Source organism: uncultured Roseobacter sp. (assembly GCF_947493125.1).
GTDB lineage: Bacteria > Pseudomonadota > Alphaproteobacteria > Rhodobacterales > Rhodobacteraceae > Roseobacter.
In genome coordinates this window covers 231,585-248,453 of the sequence record NZ_CANLQB010000002.1, presented here as the reverse complement: position 1 = coordinate 248,453, position 16,869 = coordinate 231,585, and the positions used below count along the sequence as shown (strand labels likewise).

At 59.4% G+C, this 16,869-nt stretch carries 15 protein-coding genes; 10 read left to right on the top strand and 5 right to left on the bottom strand.

All coding sequences use genetic code 11. The annotated features are described in order from the left end of the window. Positions 1–96 precede the first annotated feature (96 nt). Positions 97–1,161, top strand: a complete 1,065-nt coding sequence (gene hrcA, locus Q1A71_RS04975; RefSeq protein ID WP_299672433.1) for a heat-inducible transcriptional repressor HrcA — start codon at positions 97–99, stop codon at positions 1,159–1,161. Positions 1,162–1,170: 9 nt separating this feature from the next. After that, positions 1,171–1,734 carry a nucleotide exchange factor GrpE gene (locus Q1A71_RS04970; protein ID WP_299672431.1) on the top strand — a complete coding sequence of 188 codons (564 nt, stop codon included), beginning with the start codon at positions 1,171–1,173 and terminating at the stop codon, positions 1,732–1,734. A gap of 52 nt (positions 1,735–1,786) precedes the next feature. Here the strand turns inward: Q1A71_RS04970 and mutS are convergent, their stop codons facing one another. Beyond that, positions 1,787–4,423 carry a DNA mismatch repair protein MutS gene (gene mutS, locus Q1A71_RS04965; protein ID WP_299672429.1) on the bottom strand — a complete coding sequence of 879 codons (2,637 nt, stop codon included), beginning with the start codon at positions 4,421–4,423 and terminating at the stop codon, positions 1,787–1,789. A gap of 136 nt (positions 4,424–4,559) precedes the next feature. Between mutS and Q1A71_RS04960 the strand changes: the two genes are divergently transcribed. Further along, positions 4,560–6,815 carry an NADP-dependent malic enzyme gene (locus tag Q1A71_RS04960; RefSeq protein ID WP_299672427.1) on the top strand — a complete coding sequence of 752 codons (2,256 nt, stop codon included), beginning with the start codon at positions 4,560–4,562 and terminating at the stop codon, positions 6,813–6,815. A gap of 48 nt (positions 6,816–6,863) precedes the next feature. Here the strand turns inward: Q1A71_RS04960 and msrA are convergent, their stop codons facing one another. Next, on the bottom strand, positions 6,864–7,526 hold the full coding sequence (gene msrA, locus Q1A71_RS04955) for a peptide-methionine (S)-S-oxide reductase MsrA (protein ID WP_299672425.1): 663 nt from the start codon (positions 7,524–7,526) through the stop codon (positions 6,864–6,866). A 184-nt stretch (positions 7,527–7,710) separates the two neighbouring features. Here msrA and Q1A71_RS04950 point away from each other — a divergent pair, with 184 nt between their 5' ends. Further along, complete coding sequence (locus Q1A71_RS04950; RefSeq protein WP_299672423.1) at positions 7,711–8,406, top strand: HAD family hydrolase; 696 nt, start codon at positions 7,711–7,713, stop codon at positions 8,404–8,406. Positions 8,407–8,416: 10 nt separating this feature from the next. Here Q1A71_RS04950 and Q1A71_RS04945 read toward each other — a convergent pair whose 3' ends face one another. Next, positions 8,417–9,634: an argininosuccinate synthase gene (locus Q1A71_RS04945; RefSeq protein WP_299672421.1), complete on the bottom strand. Its 1,218-nt coding sequence runs from the start codon at positions 9,632–9,634 to the stop codon at positions 8,417–8,419. A 129-nt stretch (positions 9,635–9,763) separates the two neighbouring features. On the opposite strand from Q1A71_RS04945, the gene ilvA reads away from it, so the two are divergent. Beyond that, positions 9,764–10,999 (top strand): threonine ammonia-lyase IlvA, encoded by a 1,236-nt coding sequence (gene ilvA / locus Q1A71_RS04940; RefSeq protein ID WP_299672419.1) that lies wholly within the window; start codon positions 9,764–9,766, stop codon positions 10,997–10,999. 2 nt (positions 11,000–11,001) lie between these two features. After that, entirely contained in the window at positions 11,002–11,820 is an 819-nt protein-coding gene (locus Q1A71_RS04935) for an SDR family oxidoreductase (protein ID WP_299672417.1), read from the top strand. On the opposite strand, the gene Q1A71_RS04930 is transcribed toward Q1A71_RS04935, so the two are convergent. Further along, positions 11,817–12,149, bottom strand: a complete 333-nt coding sequence (locus Q1A71_RS04930; RefSeq protein WP_299672415.1) for an Hpt domain-containing protein — start codon at positions 12,147–12,149, stop codon at positions 11,817–11,819. The two genes, Q1A71_RS04935 and Q1A71_RS04930, sit on opposite strands and share 4 nt — an antisense overlap. A gap of 150 nt (positions 12,150–12,299) precedes the next feature. Here Q1A71_RS04930 and Q1A71_RS04925 point away from each other — a divergent pair, with 150 nt between their 5' ends. Next, positions 12,300–13,580, top strand: a complete 1,281-nt coding sequence (locus Q1A71_RS04925; protein WP_299672413.1) for a SpoIIE family protein phosphatase — start codon at positions 12,300–12,302, stop codon at positions 13,578–13,580. Here the strand turns inward: Q1A71_RS04925 and Q1A71_RS04920 are convergent. Beyond that, the gene (locus tag Q1A71_RS04920) at positions 13,568–14,005 is read right to left on the bottom strand and encodes an NUDIX hydrolase (protein WP_299672411.1); all 438 of its coding nucleotides are present in this window, start codon (positions 14,003–14,005) and stop codon (positions 13,568–13,570) included. The two genes, Q1A71_RS04925 and Q1A71_RS04920, sit on opposite strands and share 13 nt — an antisense overlap. An 81-nt stretch (positions 14,006–14,086) precedes the next feature. Between Q1A71_RS04920 and Q1A71_RS04915 the strand changes: the two genes are divergently transcribed. Genes Q1A71_RS04915 through Q1A71_RS04905 form a run of 3 tightly spaced genes read left to right on the top strand, consistent with a single transcriptional unit; the run spans position 14,087 to position 16,816 of the window. Next, positions 14,087–15,076 (top strand): Hsp33 family molecular chaperone HslO, encoded by a 990-nt coding sequence (locus Q1A71_RS04915; RefSeq protein WP_299672409.1) that lies wholly within the window; start codon positions 14,087–14,089, stop codon positions 15,074–15,076. Then, positions 15,066–15,662 (top strand): CoA pyrophosphatase, encoded by a 597-nt coding sequence (locus tag Q1A71_RS04910; RefSeq protein WP_299672407.1) that lies wholly within the window; start codon positions 15,066–15,068, stop codon positions 15,660–15,662. Before Q1A71_RS04915 ends, Q1A71_RS04910 begins: the two co-directional genes overlap by 11 nt. Then, a complete protein-coding gene (locus Q1A71_RS04905) occupies positions 15,638–16,816 on the top strand; it encodes a CCA tRNA nucleotidyltransferase (RefSeq protein ID WP_299672405.1) in 1,179 nt (392 codons plus the stop codon). The genes Q1A71_RS04910 and Q1A71_RS04905 overlap by 25 nt, the downstream gene beginning before the upstream one ends. Positions 16,817–16,869 lie beyond the last annotated feature (53 nt).

Sequence of the window (16,869 nt, the reverse complement as noted above, 5' to 3'; positions counted from 1 at the left end):
GTGTACTCCCGGATACCGTCCCGCGGTGCCGAGATGCAACCCCGATTGAATTCCTTGCGTTTCGTGCTTTTATATCGCTTCAGCTAGGGTCCTATCATGAATGACGCGTCACATATCCTTGGAGAAATGAATGACCGGTCTCGCGAGGTGTTTCGCCGCGTGGTCGAAGGGTATCTCCAAGACGGAGCGCCTGTCGGGTCGCGAACGCTGACACGGGATTTTAGCGAAAAGGTCAGCGCAGCGACGATCCGCAATGTGATGCAGGATCTGGAGTATCTCGGGTTGCTCGACAGCCCACATGTCAGCGCAGGCCGCATTCCGACACAACTTGGATTGCGGATGTTCGTGGATAGCCTGCTTGAGGTCGGGACGCCGGATGAGACAGACCGGGAGAAAATCGATGCGACGTTTGAGGCCAACGAACAGGATGTGAGCGGTCTGCTGGATCGCGTCGGATCGGTGTTGTCCGGTGTCACCCAAGGCGCGTCACTTGTGCTGACACCGAAACACGAAGCGCCGATCAAGCATATTGAGTTCGTTTCGCTCTCGCCCGACCGGGCGCTTGTCGTGCTGGTCTTCGCCGATGGTCACGTCGAGAACCGGCTCTTCACGCCGCCGCCGGGGCAGACGCCCAGTTCGATGCGGGAAGCGGCGAATTTCCTCAATGCTTTGATCGAAGGTAAAACACTGGGTGAGCTGCACGCCACCATCAAGACCGAGATCAACACGCGCCGTCGGGAAATCGATTCGCTGGCCCAGGAGCTGGTGCAAAGCGGACTTGCCGTTTGGGAAGGCGATGGCGATCAGATTGAGCGGCTGATTGTGCGCGGACGGGCCAATTTGCTCGGTCAGGATGGCGAAACAGAAGATCTCGACCGCATCCGACACCTCTTCGATGACCTGGAGCGTAAACGCGACATCGCAGAATTCCTCGAACTGGCGGAAGACGGGGAGGGTGTGCGCATTTTTATCGGTTCTGAGAACAAACTTTTTTCACTTTCGGGTTCCTCTCTGGTGGTTTCCCCATATATGAACGCTGATCGAAAGGTCATTGGCGCGGTCGGCGTCATTGGCCCGACGAGACTGAATTATGGACGCATTGTGCCGATCGTGAATTACACGGCGCAGCTGGTCGGGAAGCTGATCTCTGACCGGAGCTAGAGGTGGACTATGGCAGAGCCCAAAAACGAAGAGTTTCTGGACGATATCGATGCGGTGGAAGCGGAGGCTTTTGCCGATGAGATGGAAGAGATTGATGATGAGGCGCTTGAGATCGACCAGCTTCGGGCAGAGCGGGACGAACTGAAGGATCGCTTCATGCGCGCACTTGCCGATGCCGAGAATGCGCGCAAACGCTCTGACCGAGACCGGCGTGAGGCCGAGAACTACGGTGGAGCGAAGCTGTCGCGCGATATGCTATCTGTTTACGACAATATGAAACGCGCGCTTGAGACGGTCACGGACGAGCAGAAAGAGGCAAACTCGGCGCTGATCGAGGGCATTGAGCTCACCATGCGGGAACTGCTGAGTGTCTTCAAGAAACATGGGATCGAGATGATTTCTCCTGAGGTCGGGGATCGGTTCGATCCACAGCAGCATCAGGCGATGTTTGAAGCACCCGTGCCAGGGACCAAGGCGGGCGATATTATTCAGGTCGCCGCTGAGGGCTTTATGCTGCATGACCGCCTTCTACGCCCGGCGCAGGTTGGGGTGTCGTCTGCTCCGGCGAGCTGAGGCTTTTCTCAGCTGTTGGAATGTGAGTATTTTTAGAAGAATGAAGACGTGGTCAGGATTTGGCTGCGTCTTTCAGTTTGTAAAGGACATTGAGCGCCTGACGGGGTGTCAGCTCATCTGGGTGAATGTCGGCGAGTAGTGTTTCGACCTCGGATGTTTTTTGCTTCGGTGGCGGTGCGACCGGTGTCGCGGAGAACAGCGGAAGATCGTCGATCAGGGTTTTCTGAGTGGCCCCGCCTTCACGCTCTCCCTTTTCAAGCGCTTCCAATACGACGCGGGCGCGCGCAATGACCTGCGCTGGCAGGCCTGCAAGCTGGGCCACCTGCACGCCATAGGACCGATCCGCTGCGCCTTGGCGCACTTCGTGCAGGAAGATCACCTCGCCCTCCCACTCCTTCACGGTGACGGTTGCGTTCTCGACACCGGGCAGCTTGCCCGCGAGTGCGGTCATCTCGTGATAGTGGGTGGCGAAGAGCGCGCGGGCTCTGTTCACGTCGTGCAGGTGTTCAAGCGTGGCCCAGGCGATGGAAAGACCATCGTAAGTGGCTGTGCCGCGCCCGATTTCGTCGAGGATGACCAGCGCGTGGTCATCCGCCTGATTGAGGATCGCGGCGGTCTCCACCATTTCCACCATGAAGGTGGAGCGCCCCCGCGCCAGATCATCTGAGGCGCCGACGCGGCTGAAGAGCTGGCTGATCAGACCAATGTGCGCGGCCTCGGCTGGTACAAAGCTGCCCATTTGGGCGAGCAGGGCGATGATCGCGTTTTGACGCAAGAAGGTGGATTTCCCCGCCATGTTCGGCCCGGTCAGAAGCCAGATATGCGCGGCATCAGCCTCCGCACTTAGATCACAATCGTTGGCGATGAAGGGTTCGCCCGATCCGGTTTTCAGCGCGTGTTCGACCACCGGGTGGCGGCCGTTGGTGATTTGAAAGGCGCGGGTGGTGTCAACCTTGGGAGCAACCCATGTCTCGGCCACGGCCAGGGTGGCGAGGGCGCTGGCCAGATCGAGCTCCGCCAAGGCTTTTGCTGTCTGGGCGATCTTGGCCGCTTCCATCAGGACGGCATTGCACAGCTCTTCGAAGATCCGCTTTTCAATTTCCAGCGCGCGGGACCCGGCGTTGAGGATCTTGGTTTCCATTTCAGACAGCTCGACCGTGGTGAACCGCACCTGGTTGGCGGTAGTCTGACGGTGGATGAAGGTCTCTGATAGCGGCGAAGAGAGCATCTTCTCCGCATGGGTCGATGGTGTCTCGATGAAGTAGCCCAGTACGTTATTGTGCTTGATCTTTAGAGACGAAATGCCCGTATTAGAGACGTATTCCGCCTGCATGCGCGCGATCACCGCGCGGCCTTCGTCGCGCAACTGCCGGGTTTCGTCAAGCTCTGCGTCGTGATCGCGGGCGGTGAAGCCGCCATCGCGGGCCAGCAGCGGGGGTTCGGCCACCAGGGCGGTATCCAGATGGTCGATCAGGGTATTGTGCCCGATCATGCTGCCCAAAGCATCCGCGATCAATTTGGGCAGATCGGTGCCGTTGAGCGTCTCGTGGATCAGCCCGGCCTGGGTCAGCCCGTTGCGGATGGCGGCGAGGTCGCGGGGGCCGCCGCGCTCCATCGAGAGGCGCGACATCGCCCGGTCAAGGTCAGGCACCTTGCGCAAGGCATCACGCATACGTTCGCGCTGGGCGGTTTGATCGACGCACCAGTCCACCGCCGCCAGCCGTGCCTGCACCAGATCAAGTACGCGCGAGGGGCTGGAGAGCCGCCGTTCGAGCAACCGGGCGCCGCCCGCCGTGACGGTGCGGTCGATCACCGACAGAAGCGAGCCGGCACGGCCACCCGAGAGGGCTTGCGTGAGTTCTAGGTTCCGGCGGGTCGCGGCGTCGATCTGGACGGTGCGCGCTTCGGCTTCCCTTTGCGGCGGTTGCAGGAGGGGCAGCTCCCCTTTCTGGGTGATCTCCAGATACTGCAGGATCGCGCCCATGGCTGAAACCTCGGCGCGTGTGAAACTGCCATAGGCATCCAGCGTCTCAACACCAAAAAGCGCGCAGAGCCGCCCTTCGCCGCCTGTGCTGTCGAAGGCAGAGCGCGCCAGCCCGGTGAGCGCGATGCCAAGGTCTTGCGCCGTTTCGCGCAGATCGGCCTCCTTGTTCTCAGATACGATCAATTCGGAGGGCGCCAGACGGGCCAGTTCCGGGCCGAGACGCAGATCGCTCAGCGGCATCACATGGAAGGCGCCGGTGGAGATATCGACCCAGGCGAGGGCCTGCGCATCATGCACCTCAGCGAAGGCAGCAAGGTAATTGTGCCGCCGCGCTTCAAGAAGGCTGTCTTCAGTGAGCGTGCCTGGGGTGACCAGCCGTACCACGTCGCGTTTCACCACGGACTTCGAGCCACGCTTCTTCGCCTCTGCCGGGCTTTCCATCTGCTCGCAGACAGCGACACGAAATCCTTTGCGGATCAGTGTCAGCAGGTATCCTTCAGCGGCATGCACTGGCACGCCACACATGGGGATGTCAGCGCCCTCATGCTTACCGCGTTTGGTCAGCGCGATATCCAGCGCCTCGGCTGCCGCGACCGCGTCTTCAAAGAACATCTCGTAGAAATCGCCCATGCGGTAGAACAGCAGCGCGTCCGCGTAGTCGGCTTTCAAATCGAGATATTGCGCCATCATGGGCGTGACGGTCATAAGGCCTCCCGGGGGGTTTCGCCAGACCTTACAAATGCGCGCCACCGGGTAAAAGCCTCAAATGCGGACCGCTTGAGACTGGGTCTTGGCTGGGCTAGAGGTTACACGCTCAGACCGTCAGAAAAGGCCAGAACCGATGTCCAAAACCCGCGTGACGCCCGAAGAGGCGCTGGCCTTCCATCTGGAACCAACCCCCGGCAAGTTCGAGGTGACAGCGACAGTGCCGATGACGACGCAGCGCGATCTGAGCCTGGCGTATTCGCCCGGCGTGGCCGTGCCCTGCGAGGCGATCTCGGCCGATCCGGAGACGGCGTATGACTACACCAACAAGGGCAATCTGGTCGCTGTGATCTCCAACGGAACGGCCGTTCTGGGTTTGGGGAATCTGGGCGCGCTGGCGTCGAAACCGGTGATGGAGGGCAAGGCGGTGCTCTTCAAACGCTTCGCCGATGTGAACAGCATCGATATCGAGCTGGACACCGAAGATACGGATGCGTTTGTTGACGCGGTCAAGCTGATGGGGCCGACATTCGGCGGCATCAACCTCGAAGACATCAAGGCGCCCGAGTGTTTCATTATCGAGCAGCGCCTTAAGGAGGAGATGGACATCCCGGTTTTCCACGACGATCAGCACGGCACAGCGGTGATCTGTGCGGCGGGGCTGCTGAATGCGTTGAAGCTGTCGAACAAGAAGATCGAGGATGTGCGCATCGTGCTGAATGGGGCGGGTGCTGCGGGCATCGCCTGTCTGGAGCTGCTGAAGGCGATGGGCGCGAAGCAACAGAACTGCATCATGTGCGACACCAAGGGTGTGATCTATCAGGGCCGTGCCGAGGGCATGAACCAGTGGAAATCGGCGCATGCGGTGGCGACAGACCTGCGCACGCTTGAGGATGCTATGAAGGGTGCGGACGTGTTCCTGGGTGTCTCGGTCAAGGGCGCCGTGACGCAGGAGATGGTCCAGAGCATGGCGGATGATCCGGTGATCTTTGCCATGGCGAACCCCGATCCTGAGATCACGCCCGAAGATGCCCATGAGGTGCGGCCCGATGCGATTGTGGCCACCGGGCGCAGCGATTACCCCAATCAGGTCAACAATGTGCTGGGATTTCCCTATCTCTTCCGTGGTGCGCTCGACATTAATGCGCGGGCGATCAATGACGAGATGAAAATTGCCTGTGCCCATGCGCTGGCGAACCTCGCGCGAGAGGATGTGCCGGATGAGGTGGCGCTGGCCTATGGCAAGAACCTTAGCTTCGGGCGCGATTACATCATCCCCACCCCGTTTGACCCTCGGTTGATCTACCGTGTGCCGCCTGCCGTGGCTCAGGCAGGGATGAACACAGGCGCGGCGCGGCGGCCCATCATCGACATGGAGGCTTATGAGCTATCGCTGAAGTCCCGCATGGATCCGACGGCAAGCATCCTGAGGGGCATCAACGCGCGGGCCCGGGCCAACCAGGCGCGGATGATCTTTGCGGAAGGCGACGACCCGCGCGTGCTGCGCGCTGCCGTGATGTATCAGCGGGCGGGCCTTGGCAAAGCGCTGGTGGTCGGGCGCGAGGATGACGTGAAATCAAAGCTCGAAGCCGCCGGCCTCGACGACGCGCACCGCGAGATCGAGATCGTGAACGCAGCGAACACGCATCATCTGGAGACCTACAAACAGTTCCTATACGAGCGGTTGCATCGCCGCGGTTTTGATGCGCAGGACATCCATCGGCTTGCCGCGCGGGACCGGCATGTGTTTTCAGCGCTGATGCTGCAACACGGGCATGGCGACGGGCTGGTGACAGGGGCCACGCGCAAGTCCGCCCATATTCTGGACCGCATCAATCATGTTTTTGACGCCGATAAAGACCATGGCGTGGCCGGGATCACGGCGCTGCTCCACAAGGGCCGTATTGTGTTCATTGCGGATACCATCGTGAATGAGTGGCCCGATGAGCAGGACCTCGCCAACATCGCCGAACGCGGCGCGACAGTCGCCCAAAATATGGGGCTTGAACCGCGTGTGGCATTCGTGAGTTTTTCGACCTTCGGTTATCCGGTCTCCGAGCGGGCGGAGAAGATGGCCAAGGCCGCAGAAGTGCTCGATCAGCGTGGTGTCAGTTTTGAATACGAAGGCGAGATGACCGTTGACGTAGCGCTGAACAGCCTTGCGCAAGAGGCCTATCCGTTCTCGCGCCTCTCAGGGCCTGCCAACATCCTCATCGTGCCTGCGCGCCATTCCGCCAGCATTTCGGTCAAACTGATGCAGGAGATGGCGGGCGCAACGGTGATCGGTCCGATCCTCGCCGGTGTCGACGGCTCGATCCAGATCTGCTCGACTGTTTCGACGGCCAACGACATTCTGAATATGGCAGTGCTGGCGGCCTGCAAGGTTGGCTGACATGGCCGAGGCCCGGCGGTCACCGCCGGGCAAACAGACGCAATTGTGTCAGCTGTTTACGAACGGCGCGTCGTTCCCCCAAAGTTCTTTAACCCGCGCATCCCGTCCGCACGCCTCGCGGTAAGCCTTGTAGGCAGAGGCCTGCCGCTTCGGCCCGAACCGCGTGATCACCAATTGGCGACCCTTGTAGTAGTCCTGATGGTAAGCGTCCGCCGGGTAGAACTCCGATGCGCCGAGGATCGGGGTCACTACCGCCTGGCCGAGTTCGGCAGCGGCTTTCGCCTTCGCGGCTGACGCGGCTCTCTCTTCGGCGGATGTGCTGGCGAAAATCGCGGTGCGATAGCTTTCGCCCCGATCGCAGAACTGTCCGCCCGCATCTGTCGGATCGACCGAGCGAAAGAACAGATCAAGCAGCGCGTCTCGGCTGACCACATCCGCGTCAAAGGTGATCTGCACCGCTTCGTAATGCCCGGTGCCGCCTGATGTCACCTGCTTGTAGGTTGGGTTCGCGACCGTACCACCGGTAAACCCCGAGACGGCTTCTTTCACGCCGCGCACCTTATCGAAATCGGCTTCCACACACCAGAAGCACCCGCCGGCAACGGTGAGGGTCTGGAGGTTCTCCGCGTGCGCCGTTTTGCTTTGCGCCACGAAACCGACGACGATCATACCTGCCAGCGCCATGGACTTGAGCGTTTCCCGTTTGGACATAGCGTATCTCCTTTGGCCAAAAATCTGCCGAGTCTTGGCCAGCCAAACAACTCACGAGCCTGCGATGTCACGGGCTGGTGAGATGAGTTTACGGGCTTGGCATCCGCAGGAGCCCTTTCTAGCTTCAATTGAAACATGTGGAGGGCAGTTTGATGTCATTTGAAACAATCATCGGGTCGTTGGCATGAAGATCGCCATGTGGTCCGGCCCGCGGAATCTCTCGACGGCGATGATGTACAGTTTCGGCGCGCGCTCGGATTTTTCTGTGATGGACGAGCCGTTTTACGCGGCCTATCTGGCGGGGTCAGGCGCAGATCATCCGATGCGGACGGAGATCCTGGCAGCGCATGAGACTGACGCATTCCGAGTAGCAGAGATCTGTGCGGCCGATCCGACTACACCACACCTCTATATGAAACACATGCCGCATCACATGCTCGATGGCTTCCCGCTGGACTGGGCGCAGGACTGCGTGAATGTGCATCTGATCCGCCATCCCGCCCGGGTCATCGCCAGCTATGCTGCAAAGCGCGAACGACCGACGCTGGATGACATCGGATTTGCTCAGCAGGTTCGAATCTATGACGCGCTTGGCGGTATCGTGATCGACAGCACAGACATTCGCGTCGACCCCGACCGGATATTGCGCCTGTTATGCAAGGCTATTGGTTTGCCCTTCGACCCGGCGATGCTGCACTGGCCAGCCGGACCTCGGGCCGAGGACGGCATCTGGGCCGCCCATTGGTACGGGGCAGTGCATCAAAGCACCGGCTTCGCTGGAGCTGAGGGGGATTTGCCTAGGTTAGAGCCTGATATGCAGTCTCTGATGGCTGAGGCGGTTCCGTACTATACCGCGCTCGAAACCATGAAACTCAGGTGAGAAGAGTGGCCTACTTAAACCGGCGGTCGCGCGCGGCGAGCAACTTCAGGCGCAGGGCATTCAGCTGGATGAAGCCAGCGGCATCCTTCTGATCGTAAGCACCGGCGTCATCCTCGAAGGTCACATGCGCTTCGGAATAGAGGCTGTGATCGGACCAGCGGCCGACGGTCCGGACGTGGCCCTTGTAGAGTTTCAGCCGGACGGTGCCAGTGACATGGGTCTGGCTCGCGTCGATCGCCGCTTGCAGCATGGTCCGTTCGGGCGAGAACCAGAAGCCGTTGTAGATCAGCTCGGCATAGCGCGGCATCAGCTCGTCCTTGAGGTGCATCGCCCCCCGGTCGAGTGTGATCGACTCGATGGCGCGATGCGCTTCGAGCAGCAGTGTGCCGCCGGGTGTCTCGTAGATGCCGCGCGACTTCATGCCGACAAAGCGCCCCTCCACAAGGTCCAGCCGCCCGCAGCCATGCTTGCCGCCCAGCTCGTTCAGCTTGGTCAGAATCGTCGCGGGCGACATCGACTCTCCGTTGATGCTAACGGCATCACCCTTCTCAAACCCGATCTCGACGTATTCGGGCGTATCGGGCGCGTCCTCGGGATGCACCGTGCGCTGGTAGACATAGTCGGGCGCGTCGACGGCGGGGTCTTCGAGCACTTTGCCTTCCGACGAGGTGTGCAGCAGATTGGCATCCACACTGAAGGGCGCTTCGCCGCGCTTATCTTTTGCAATGGGGATCTGGTTCTTCTCGGCAAAGTCGATGAGCTTGGTGCGGCTCGACAGATCCCACTCGCGCCAGGGCGCGATCACCTTGATCTCGGGATTCAGTGCGTAGGCGGCCAGCTCGAAACGGACCTGATCATTGCCCTTGCCAGTGGCGCCATGGGCGACGGCATCGGCACCCGTCTCTTCCGCAATCTCCACGAGACGTTTGGAGATCAGCGGCCGCGCGATCGACGTGCCCAACAGGTAGAGCCCTTCGTACACCGCATTGGCCCGGAACATTGGGAAGACGAAATCACGCACGAATTCCTCCCGCAGATCTTCAATGTAGATGTCCGCGGCACCCATCATCTCGGCTTTCTTGCGCGCTGGCTCGAGCTCCTCCCCCTGACCGAGGTCGGCGGTGAAGGTCACGACCTCGCAGCCATACTCGGTTTGCAGCCATTTCAGAATGATGGAGGTATCCAAGCCGCCAGAGTAGGCGAGCACGACTTTCTTGGGCGCAGACATGACCGGTTCCTTCGTCTCGAAATCGGGGCTGCGATATCGGGTTTTGGCAGGGGCGGCAAGACAGATGCGTTGACCGGATCGCGCTGCGCGCCTACTGATCGAAGGTCTTGGCTGAAGAAGGACCAGCAGATGCGCGCCTCCGCCTTTGCAGATGCCGCTCGTGCGGCTGAGCGCGACATGCGTGCGGTGTTTCCGCCGACGCCGCTCTTGCGCAACGATCATCTGTCGGAGCGGTTCGGGGCCGATATCTGGCTGAAGCGTGAAGATTTGAGCCCGGTCCGGTCGTACAAGCTCCGTGGGGCCTTCAATGCGATGCGGAAAGTGATTGCTGAGAAGGATGTGTTCGTCTGCGCCAGCGCCGGCAACCACGCGCAGGGTGTGGCCTTCATGTGCCGTCACTTTGGTGTACGCGGCGTTGTCTTCATGCCGGTGACGACGCCTCAGCAAAAGGTTCAGAAGACCCGAATGTTTGGCGCTGATCATGTGGATATCCGCCTGGTTGGAGACTACTTCGACGAGACGTTGGCCGCTGCGCAGGCTTTTTGTGCAGCAGAAGGGGCGCATTTTCTGTCGCCGTTTGATGACGAGGATGTCATCGAGGGACAGGCGTCCGTCGCGGTGGAGATCGAAGTACAGCTTGGACGATATCCAGACCGAATTGTTCTGCCTGTGGGCGGCGGCGGCCTGTCCGCCGGCGTGCGCGGTTACTTCGGCGACGCGGTTCAATACACATTCGTGGAACCAACGGGCGCTCAAAGTCTTGGTGCCGCTTTGGACGTCGGGAGGCCTGTCGATGTTTCACCGATTAACAGCTTTGTGGATGGAGCTGCCGTAGCAAAGCTGGGGGAGCGGACATTTGCCCGGCTCAACGATGTGGTTCGGCAGGATGTGCTGCATCTTTCAGAGGACCGAATTTGCACGACCATCATCGAGATGCTCAACGTTGAAGGTATCGTTCTGGAGCCCGCGGGTGCGCTTGCGATTGAGGCCCTCTCCGACTTGAAGGCCGAGATCCTCGGGAAAACTATTGTCTGTGTCGCCTCGGGCGGCAACTTTGATTTTGAGCGCCTGCCCGAAGTGAAAGAGCGGGCACAAAGATATTCCGGTGTAAAAAAGTACTTCATCCTGCGCATGCCGCAGCGTCCCGGTGCGCTGAAAGAGTTCCTCTCGATCCTCGGCCCCGACGACGATATCGCCCGGTTCGAATACCTCAAGAAATCGGCCCGGAATTTTGGGTCGGTCCTGATCGGGATCGAAACGACACGTCCGGAGAATTTTGTGCGGTTCTTGGCTGAGCTCGATGCTGCCGGATTTACGTATACTGACATAACCAATGACGAAACACTCGCCCAGTTCGTGATTTGACGATGAGTGAGATGTTCGAAGGACAGACGATTATCATCACGGGCGGTGCCAGCGGTATCGGCGCAGCACTGGCCTATCGACTGCATCAGTCCGGTGCCGAGGTCGCGATAGCCGATCGTGATCAGAAGGCACTTCGGGCGACGGCTGAGCGGATTGGATGTTTGGGTGTCCAATGTGATGTCACGCGTGAAGGCGACATACGCGGGTGTATTGGCGAAGTGACTAAGGCATTCGGTCCCGTCGATATGTTTGTCTCGAATGCTGGACTGTTCGCCGGGCAACCCGGCCATCCGGCATCGGCATCAGACGATGTCTGGATGCGGAACTGGATGGTTCATGTCATGGCGCATGTCTATGCGGCGCGGGCCATTTTGCCGTCCATGCTCGAACGTGGATCGGGTCGCCTGGTGCAGATCACGTCCGCGGCTGGGCTGCTCAATCAGATCGGAGATGCGGCGTACTCTGCGACGAAGCATGCTGCCGTAAGCTTTGCGGAGTCGCTGGCCATCGCGCATGGCGACGCCGGACTGGACGTGTCTGTCGTTTGCCCGCAGTACGTCGCGACCCCGCTACTCGGCTTCGACGAGTCAGGGGTTCTGGAGGGGAAAGGACTTCTGACTGCGGATCAAGTTGCCCAAGCGATCATTGAAGGCGTCGAAGCAGGGAGGTTTCTTATCCTCCCTCATCCCGAGGTGGCGCTTCATGCCCAAAGACGAGCTGCGGATCATGATCGCTGGATCGACGGCATGCGCCGATTGCACGCTCAGGCCGTCGAGGAGCTTGGCACGGATCGGCTGTCTCAGCTCTATTTGCTGGATTAACTGGCGACCTTGCTCTGCAGGTCAGACAAAAACGCTTCTCTCGACTGAGCATAGCATCGAAGGATCTCATCCAAATCCACAACCACGCCAGATGCGTTCGCGGCGGCGCTTTCGCCTGCTTGACACAGGTCAGAGAAAGACCGGAACCCGAGGCTCAACGCGCTGCCTTTCAAGAAATGAAGTTTGTCCTCCAGATCGGGATGCTGCTTTTGCGCAGCGAGATCGTCGATTGCAGCATCGACTTCATCGAGGAACAATTCGACAACTTCATCAAAGTCTTCTGCGCCCACTTCCTCTTTGAGTGTTGCGACCCTATCCCAGTCAATCATCGCACAGTCTCCCAAACGTCTATCCTATCGGTGACACACCAAACCTAACAACAGGTTTTTTGAAGAGGAGTTTCTTGCAGCAAATTGGATATTTCACCGGTCTTTAAGCATTCCGGGCCTAAAGCACGACTGCCAAGGGCCGAGTATTGTATGAAAGCTGATTTGCCTGCGCCAGAATTGTCAGGCTCGTCCGATCATTCGGAGGGGGCCAAGCTCGTGCTTGTCGTTGATGACAGTCGGCTTCAGAGGAAGATCCTCTCAAGCTCGTTGAAGCGGTGGGGGTACGATGTCATTGAGGCGGAGTCGGGGGAGGCGGCACTCGCAGCCTGCAAACAGCGCGCGCCCGAGCTCATCCTGAGCGATTGGATGATGCCGGGGATGAGTGGCATCGAGTTTTGCAAAGCTTTCCGGGAGATATCCGGTGAAGACTACAGCTACTTCATTCTTCTCACATCGAAGAGCGAGAAGAATGACGTCGCCGAGGGTTTGGATGCGGGCGCGGATGACTTTCTCACCAAACCTGTTGACGGGCACGAGCTGCGCGCCCGGCTGACGGCTGGCCAGCGTATCTTGGAAATGCAGCGTGAACTGACCCTGAAGAACCGCGTCATTACGGAAACTCTGGACGAGTTGCAGCGGTTATATGATTCGCTGGACAGCGACCTGATAGAAGCGAAACAGCTGCAACAGTCGCTGGTTCGGGAACGCTTCAAATCCTTCGATGGTGGTGACCTTTCGCTGTTGTTGCGATCAAGTGGCCATGTCGGAGGCGACCTTGTCGGGTTTTTCCCGGCAGCTGAGGGGCACCTCGGCCTCTTTTCCATTGATGTTTCGGGCCATGGCATCAGTTCGGCTCTGATGACCGCGCGTCTGGCTGGTTACCTATCTGCGACAGCACTGGATCAGAACATCGCATTGGAGAAGACCGACGACGGTTATCAGTCTCGGCCGCCTCGAGAGGCCATCGAAACGCTAAACGAACTCGTCCTCGATGAGATGGAGACGGAGCATTACTTTACGATGATGCTGGCCGATATTGATCTCGCCACGGGGCGTGTCGTGGCAGGGCAGGCTGGCCATCCTCATCCGGTCATCCAGAGGTCTGATGGTGAGATGGAGCAGGACGGGACAGGGGGTTTCCCTGTTGGGCTCATGTCCGGCGTCACGTTTTCGCAGTTCGAGATGCAGTTAAAGCCAGGTGACAGGTTGTTGATCTTGTCGGATGGCGTCACGGAATGCCCTGATGCACAGGGTGGCCTCCTGGGCGAGGATGGGCTTGAGACGCTCCTGCGAACGCATCAGGCGGTGCGGGGACCTGCGCTGTTCGAGGCTCTTGTACAGTCTATGGTTGACATGTCTGGCCTCACGGAATTCCCGGACGACGTCTCCGGCATCCTGTTTGAGTTTACCGGCCCATCTCAGGAAAAGTAGCGTTTCAAGAACAGTCTGTCCCCGTCGTTGCCGACGCTTTTCACAGCATCCTTCGGCGTCATGACCCGGGTCTCGTGGTCGGGTTCGGAAGGTGCGCTCAATTGGCGAACGGGGCGCGCGTCGTAGATATGACAAAGCTTCTCGGCCCAGATGCCATATTCGGGCATAAACACAAAGCGTCGGAAGGCGCCAAGCCTGCGGGGCGCCGATATGCGCCATCCTGTCTCTTCCATAACCTCTCGATGCAATGCTTGAACGGTACTCTCGCCAGGATCGATCCCTCCCCCCGGAAGCTGAATATCGACCACGTCAGAGATCTGAGCAGTGAGCAGAACACGCCCTTGAATTGGTAGTATTGCATATGCACCGGGTCGCAGAGTGTAGTTTCGGTCTGCACGGGGCGCATGTCCGACGCGCCTGATCATTCTGGCTTGCCCTCTTTTCAACGCACCCAGGACGGTTATATGGAGCCGGTATGCCAACCCCTTGGCGATAAGGAAACCCCAATGACACTTGGACATCAGATCGCGTGGGACGATACTGTCCTGCCCTTTCAACTTGATGCCAGCGACATCCGTGGTCGTGTTGCGCGGCTTGATGGCGCATTGAATGGTATCCTGCAGCAGCATGACTACCCGCCGCAGGTCGAAGCCTTGGTTGCCGAGATGGCTCTGCTGACGGCATTGATCGGTCAGACCATCAAGCTTCGGTGGAAATTGCAGCTTCAGGTCCAATCAAAAGGTGCGGTCCGCATGATCGCCACTGACTACTACGGACCTGAAAAGGAGGGCGATTCCGCACGGATCCGGGCCTACGCGAGCTATGACGCCGACCGACTGACAGAGGGTGCTCCGTTTGACCAGGTGGGCGAAGGGTACTTTGCGATCATGATCGACCAGGGCAAGGGCATGACCCCATATCAGGGTATCACGCCGCTTGAGGGCGGCTCGCTCGCATCCTGTGCCGAGACTTATTTCGCGCAATCTGAACAGTTGCCAACACGGTTCTCCCTCAGCTTCGGGACATCGACCGAACCCGGTGTGGCCGAACACTGGCGCGGGGGAGGGGTGATGCTGCAGCATATGCCGAAAGCTTCGCCTTTCGTGGCGGGGGGCGATGGCAATGGCGAAACCCTCTCTGCCGCCGATCTCGTGCAGGATGACGAAGCGGAAAACTGGAACCGCGTCAACATTCTGCTGGACACGGTCGAGGATATGGAGCTCATCGGCCCGTTGCTGGCACCGAACGATCTGCTGTTGCGTCTTTTCCATGAGGAGCAGCCGCGTGTTTTCGAAACACAGACGGTCCGGTTTGGCTGTACCTGTTCGGAGGATCGGGTGCGCCAAAGCTTGTCGATCTACTCGGCGCGCGACATCGAAAAGATGACAACCGATGCGGGCCGCGTGACGGCGGACTGTCAGTTTTGCGGAGCGCACTACGATCTGGATCCGGCCACCGTCGGATTTGAGGCCAAACAGGACAGTCATGACACATGACATCGGGGAGCTCCGGGCGGCATTGTCGCGCCCGGGGCGCCCGTCCTCGGACTTTGATCTCAATCCAGAAACGGTTTTGCCGGAGGGTCGCAAGTTGCGGCCCGCAGGTGTTTTCGCTCCGATCATCGAACAGGGTGGTACGCATCATCTTTTGCTGACCAAACGCTCCTCGGCGCTCAAACACCATCCCGGTCAAATTGCCTTCCCCGGAGGGAAGCAGGATGAGGGGGATGCCGATGTGGTCGCAGCGGCTCTGCGGGAGGCGCGCGAAGAGATTGGTTTGCCTTCATCAAAGGTTGAGATACTCGGCACATTGCCCGCGCATGAGACGGTCACGGGGTTCATCGTGACACCTGTCATCGGTAGAGTGACCGGCCCCTTCGATATTCTGCCCGAGTCGGGTGAAGTCGATGAGGTTTTCGCCGTTCCGCTGTCTCACGTTCTGAACGCCGAGAACTTTGTGATCCAGTCCCGCCGCTGGCGCGGACAGAAGCGCCTCTACTTTGCCGTGCCCTACGGACCCTATTACATCTGGGGTGCGACTGCGCGTATGTTGCGAGCATGGAGCGACCAACTCTCAACATGATCCCGCCTCATACGGCCTGGTTGTCGGACGCAGGCGTCAAAGCTGTCTGTACGGCGGTGAGTGCGGAAGGCACCCCGGTCTATATGGTTGGCGGTTGTGTCCGGGACGCCATCCTTGGGATCAATGGATCGGATGTCGATATGGCCACGCCAGCGACCCCGCAGGAGGTCTGCCGATTGGCGGAGGCCGCCGGATTGAAAGTTGTGCCGACGGGTCTTGATCACGGCACAGTCACGGTGGTCGCTGGGGGGACAGGTTTTGAAGTCACGACCTTTCGCAAGGATGTGGCAACCGATGGACGGCGCGCTGTTGTCGCTTTTTCCAAAGATATCCTGGACGACGCCCGCCGTCGCGATTTCACTCTCAACGCACTTTATGCCACGCAAGACGGTCAAATCGTCGATCCTCTCGGGGGGTTGCAGGACTGTTTGGCCCGACGCATCCGCTTTATTGAAAGTGCAGAGCAGCGGATTCGCGAAGACTATCTGCGCATCTTACGCTTCTTTCGGTTTCATGCGTGGTACGCGAACCCATCAGATGGGTTTGATCCTGACGCCTTGGCCGCGATTGCGGCGAATACCGATGGATTGGCGCGGCTTTCGGCTGAGCGCGTCGGTCAGGAAATCTGCCGTCTTTTGGCGGCACCGGAGCCGACGCGAGCGCTGGCGTCGATGCGGCAAACGGGTGTCTTGCCGGTTCTTTTGCCGGGCAGTGACACGACGTTGGTGGGTCCGGTGGTGCATCTGGAGGCCGAATTGGGTTTTGAACCTGATTGGCGTCTGCGACTCGCTGCTCTGGGTGGCGATGCCGTCCCGGATCGGCTGCGCCTCCGCAACCGTGATGCAAAGACACTTGCACGTCTGGCCGAGGTGATGCGCGATATGATGCCTGAGCCCGAAGTCGCCTACCGCCACGGGTTTCAGATGGCAGCGCACACCCTGATCATGCGCGCGGCGCTGGCGCAGAAGTCGGTCGACCGAACGGCATTGACAGCCTTGAAAAAAGCGTCCGACGCGCAGTTGCCCGTCAGCGCAAAAGATTTCATGCAAAGGTTCACCGGCAAGGCTCTGGGTGCCCATCTCAAGTCCGTCGAAAAGCAGTGGATCGCATCCGGTTTTCGGCTCACACGCGAAGAGTTGATGAAACTGGCGTGAGCCGGTCGACAAAGCAGAAATTCTCCTGTAACCAGAGCTTACTCAAGACGGAG

Coding starts and splice junctions, on each gene's coding strand:
- Q1A71_RS04970 (WP_299672431.1), top strand. CDS start 1,171: ATGGCAGAGCCCAAAAACGAAGAGTTTCTGGACGATATCGATGCGGTG.
- msrA (WP_299672425.1), bottom strand. CDS start 7,526: ATGTCCAAACGGGAAACGCTCAAGTCCATGGCGCTGGCAGGTATGATC.
- Q1A71_RS04945 (WP_299672421.1), bottom strand. CDS start 9,634: ATGTCTGCGCCCAAGAAAGTCGTGCTCGCCTACTCTGGCGGCTTGGAT.
- mutS (WP_299672429.1), bottom strand. CDS start 4,423: ATGACCGTCACGCCCATGATGGCGCAATATCTCGATTTGAAAGCCGAC.
- Q1A71_RS04905 (WP_299672405.1), top strand. CDS start 15,638: ATGGAGCGACCAACTCTCAACATGATCCCGCCTCATACGGCCTGGTTG.
- Q1A71_RS04960 (WP_299672427.1), top strand. CDS start 4,560: ATGTCCAAAACCCGCGTGACGCCCGAAGAGGCGCTGGCCTTCCATCTG.
- hrcA (WP_299672433.1), top strand. CDS start 97: ATGAATGACGCGTCACATATCCTTGGAGAAATGAATGACCGGTCTCGC.
- Q1A71_RS04925 (WP_299672413.1), top strand. CDS start 12,300: ATGAAAGCTGATTTGCCTGCGCCAGAATTGTCAGGCTCGTCCGATCAT.
- ilvA (WP_299672419.1), top strand. CDS start 9,764: ATGCGCGCCTCCGCCTTTGCAGATGCCGCTCGTGCGGCTGAGCGCGAC.
- Q1A71_RS04935 (WP_299672417.1), top strand. CDS start 11,002: ATGAGTGAGATGTTCGAAGGACAGACGATTATCATCACGGGCGGTGCC.
- Q1A71_RS04950 (WP_299672423.1), top strand. CDS start 7,711: ATGAAGATCGCCATGTGGTCCGGCCCGCGGAATCTCTCGACGGCGATG.
- Q1A71_RS04915 (WP_299672409.1), top strand. CDS start 14,087: ATGACACTTGGACATCAGATCGCGTGGGACGATACTGTCCTGCCCTTT.
- Q1A71_RS04910 (WP_299672407.1), top strand. CDS start 15,066: ATGACACATGACATCGGGGAGCTCCGGGCGGCATTGTCGCGCCCGGGG.
- Q1A71_RS04920 (WP_299672411.1), bottom strand. CDS start 14,005: ATGATCAGGCGCGTCGGACATGCGCCCCGTGCAGACCGAAACTACACT.
- Q1A71_RS04930 (WP_299672415.1), bottom strand. CDS start 12,149: ATGATTGACTGGGATAGGGTCGCAACACTCAAAGAGGAAGTGGGCGCA.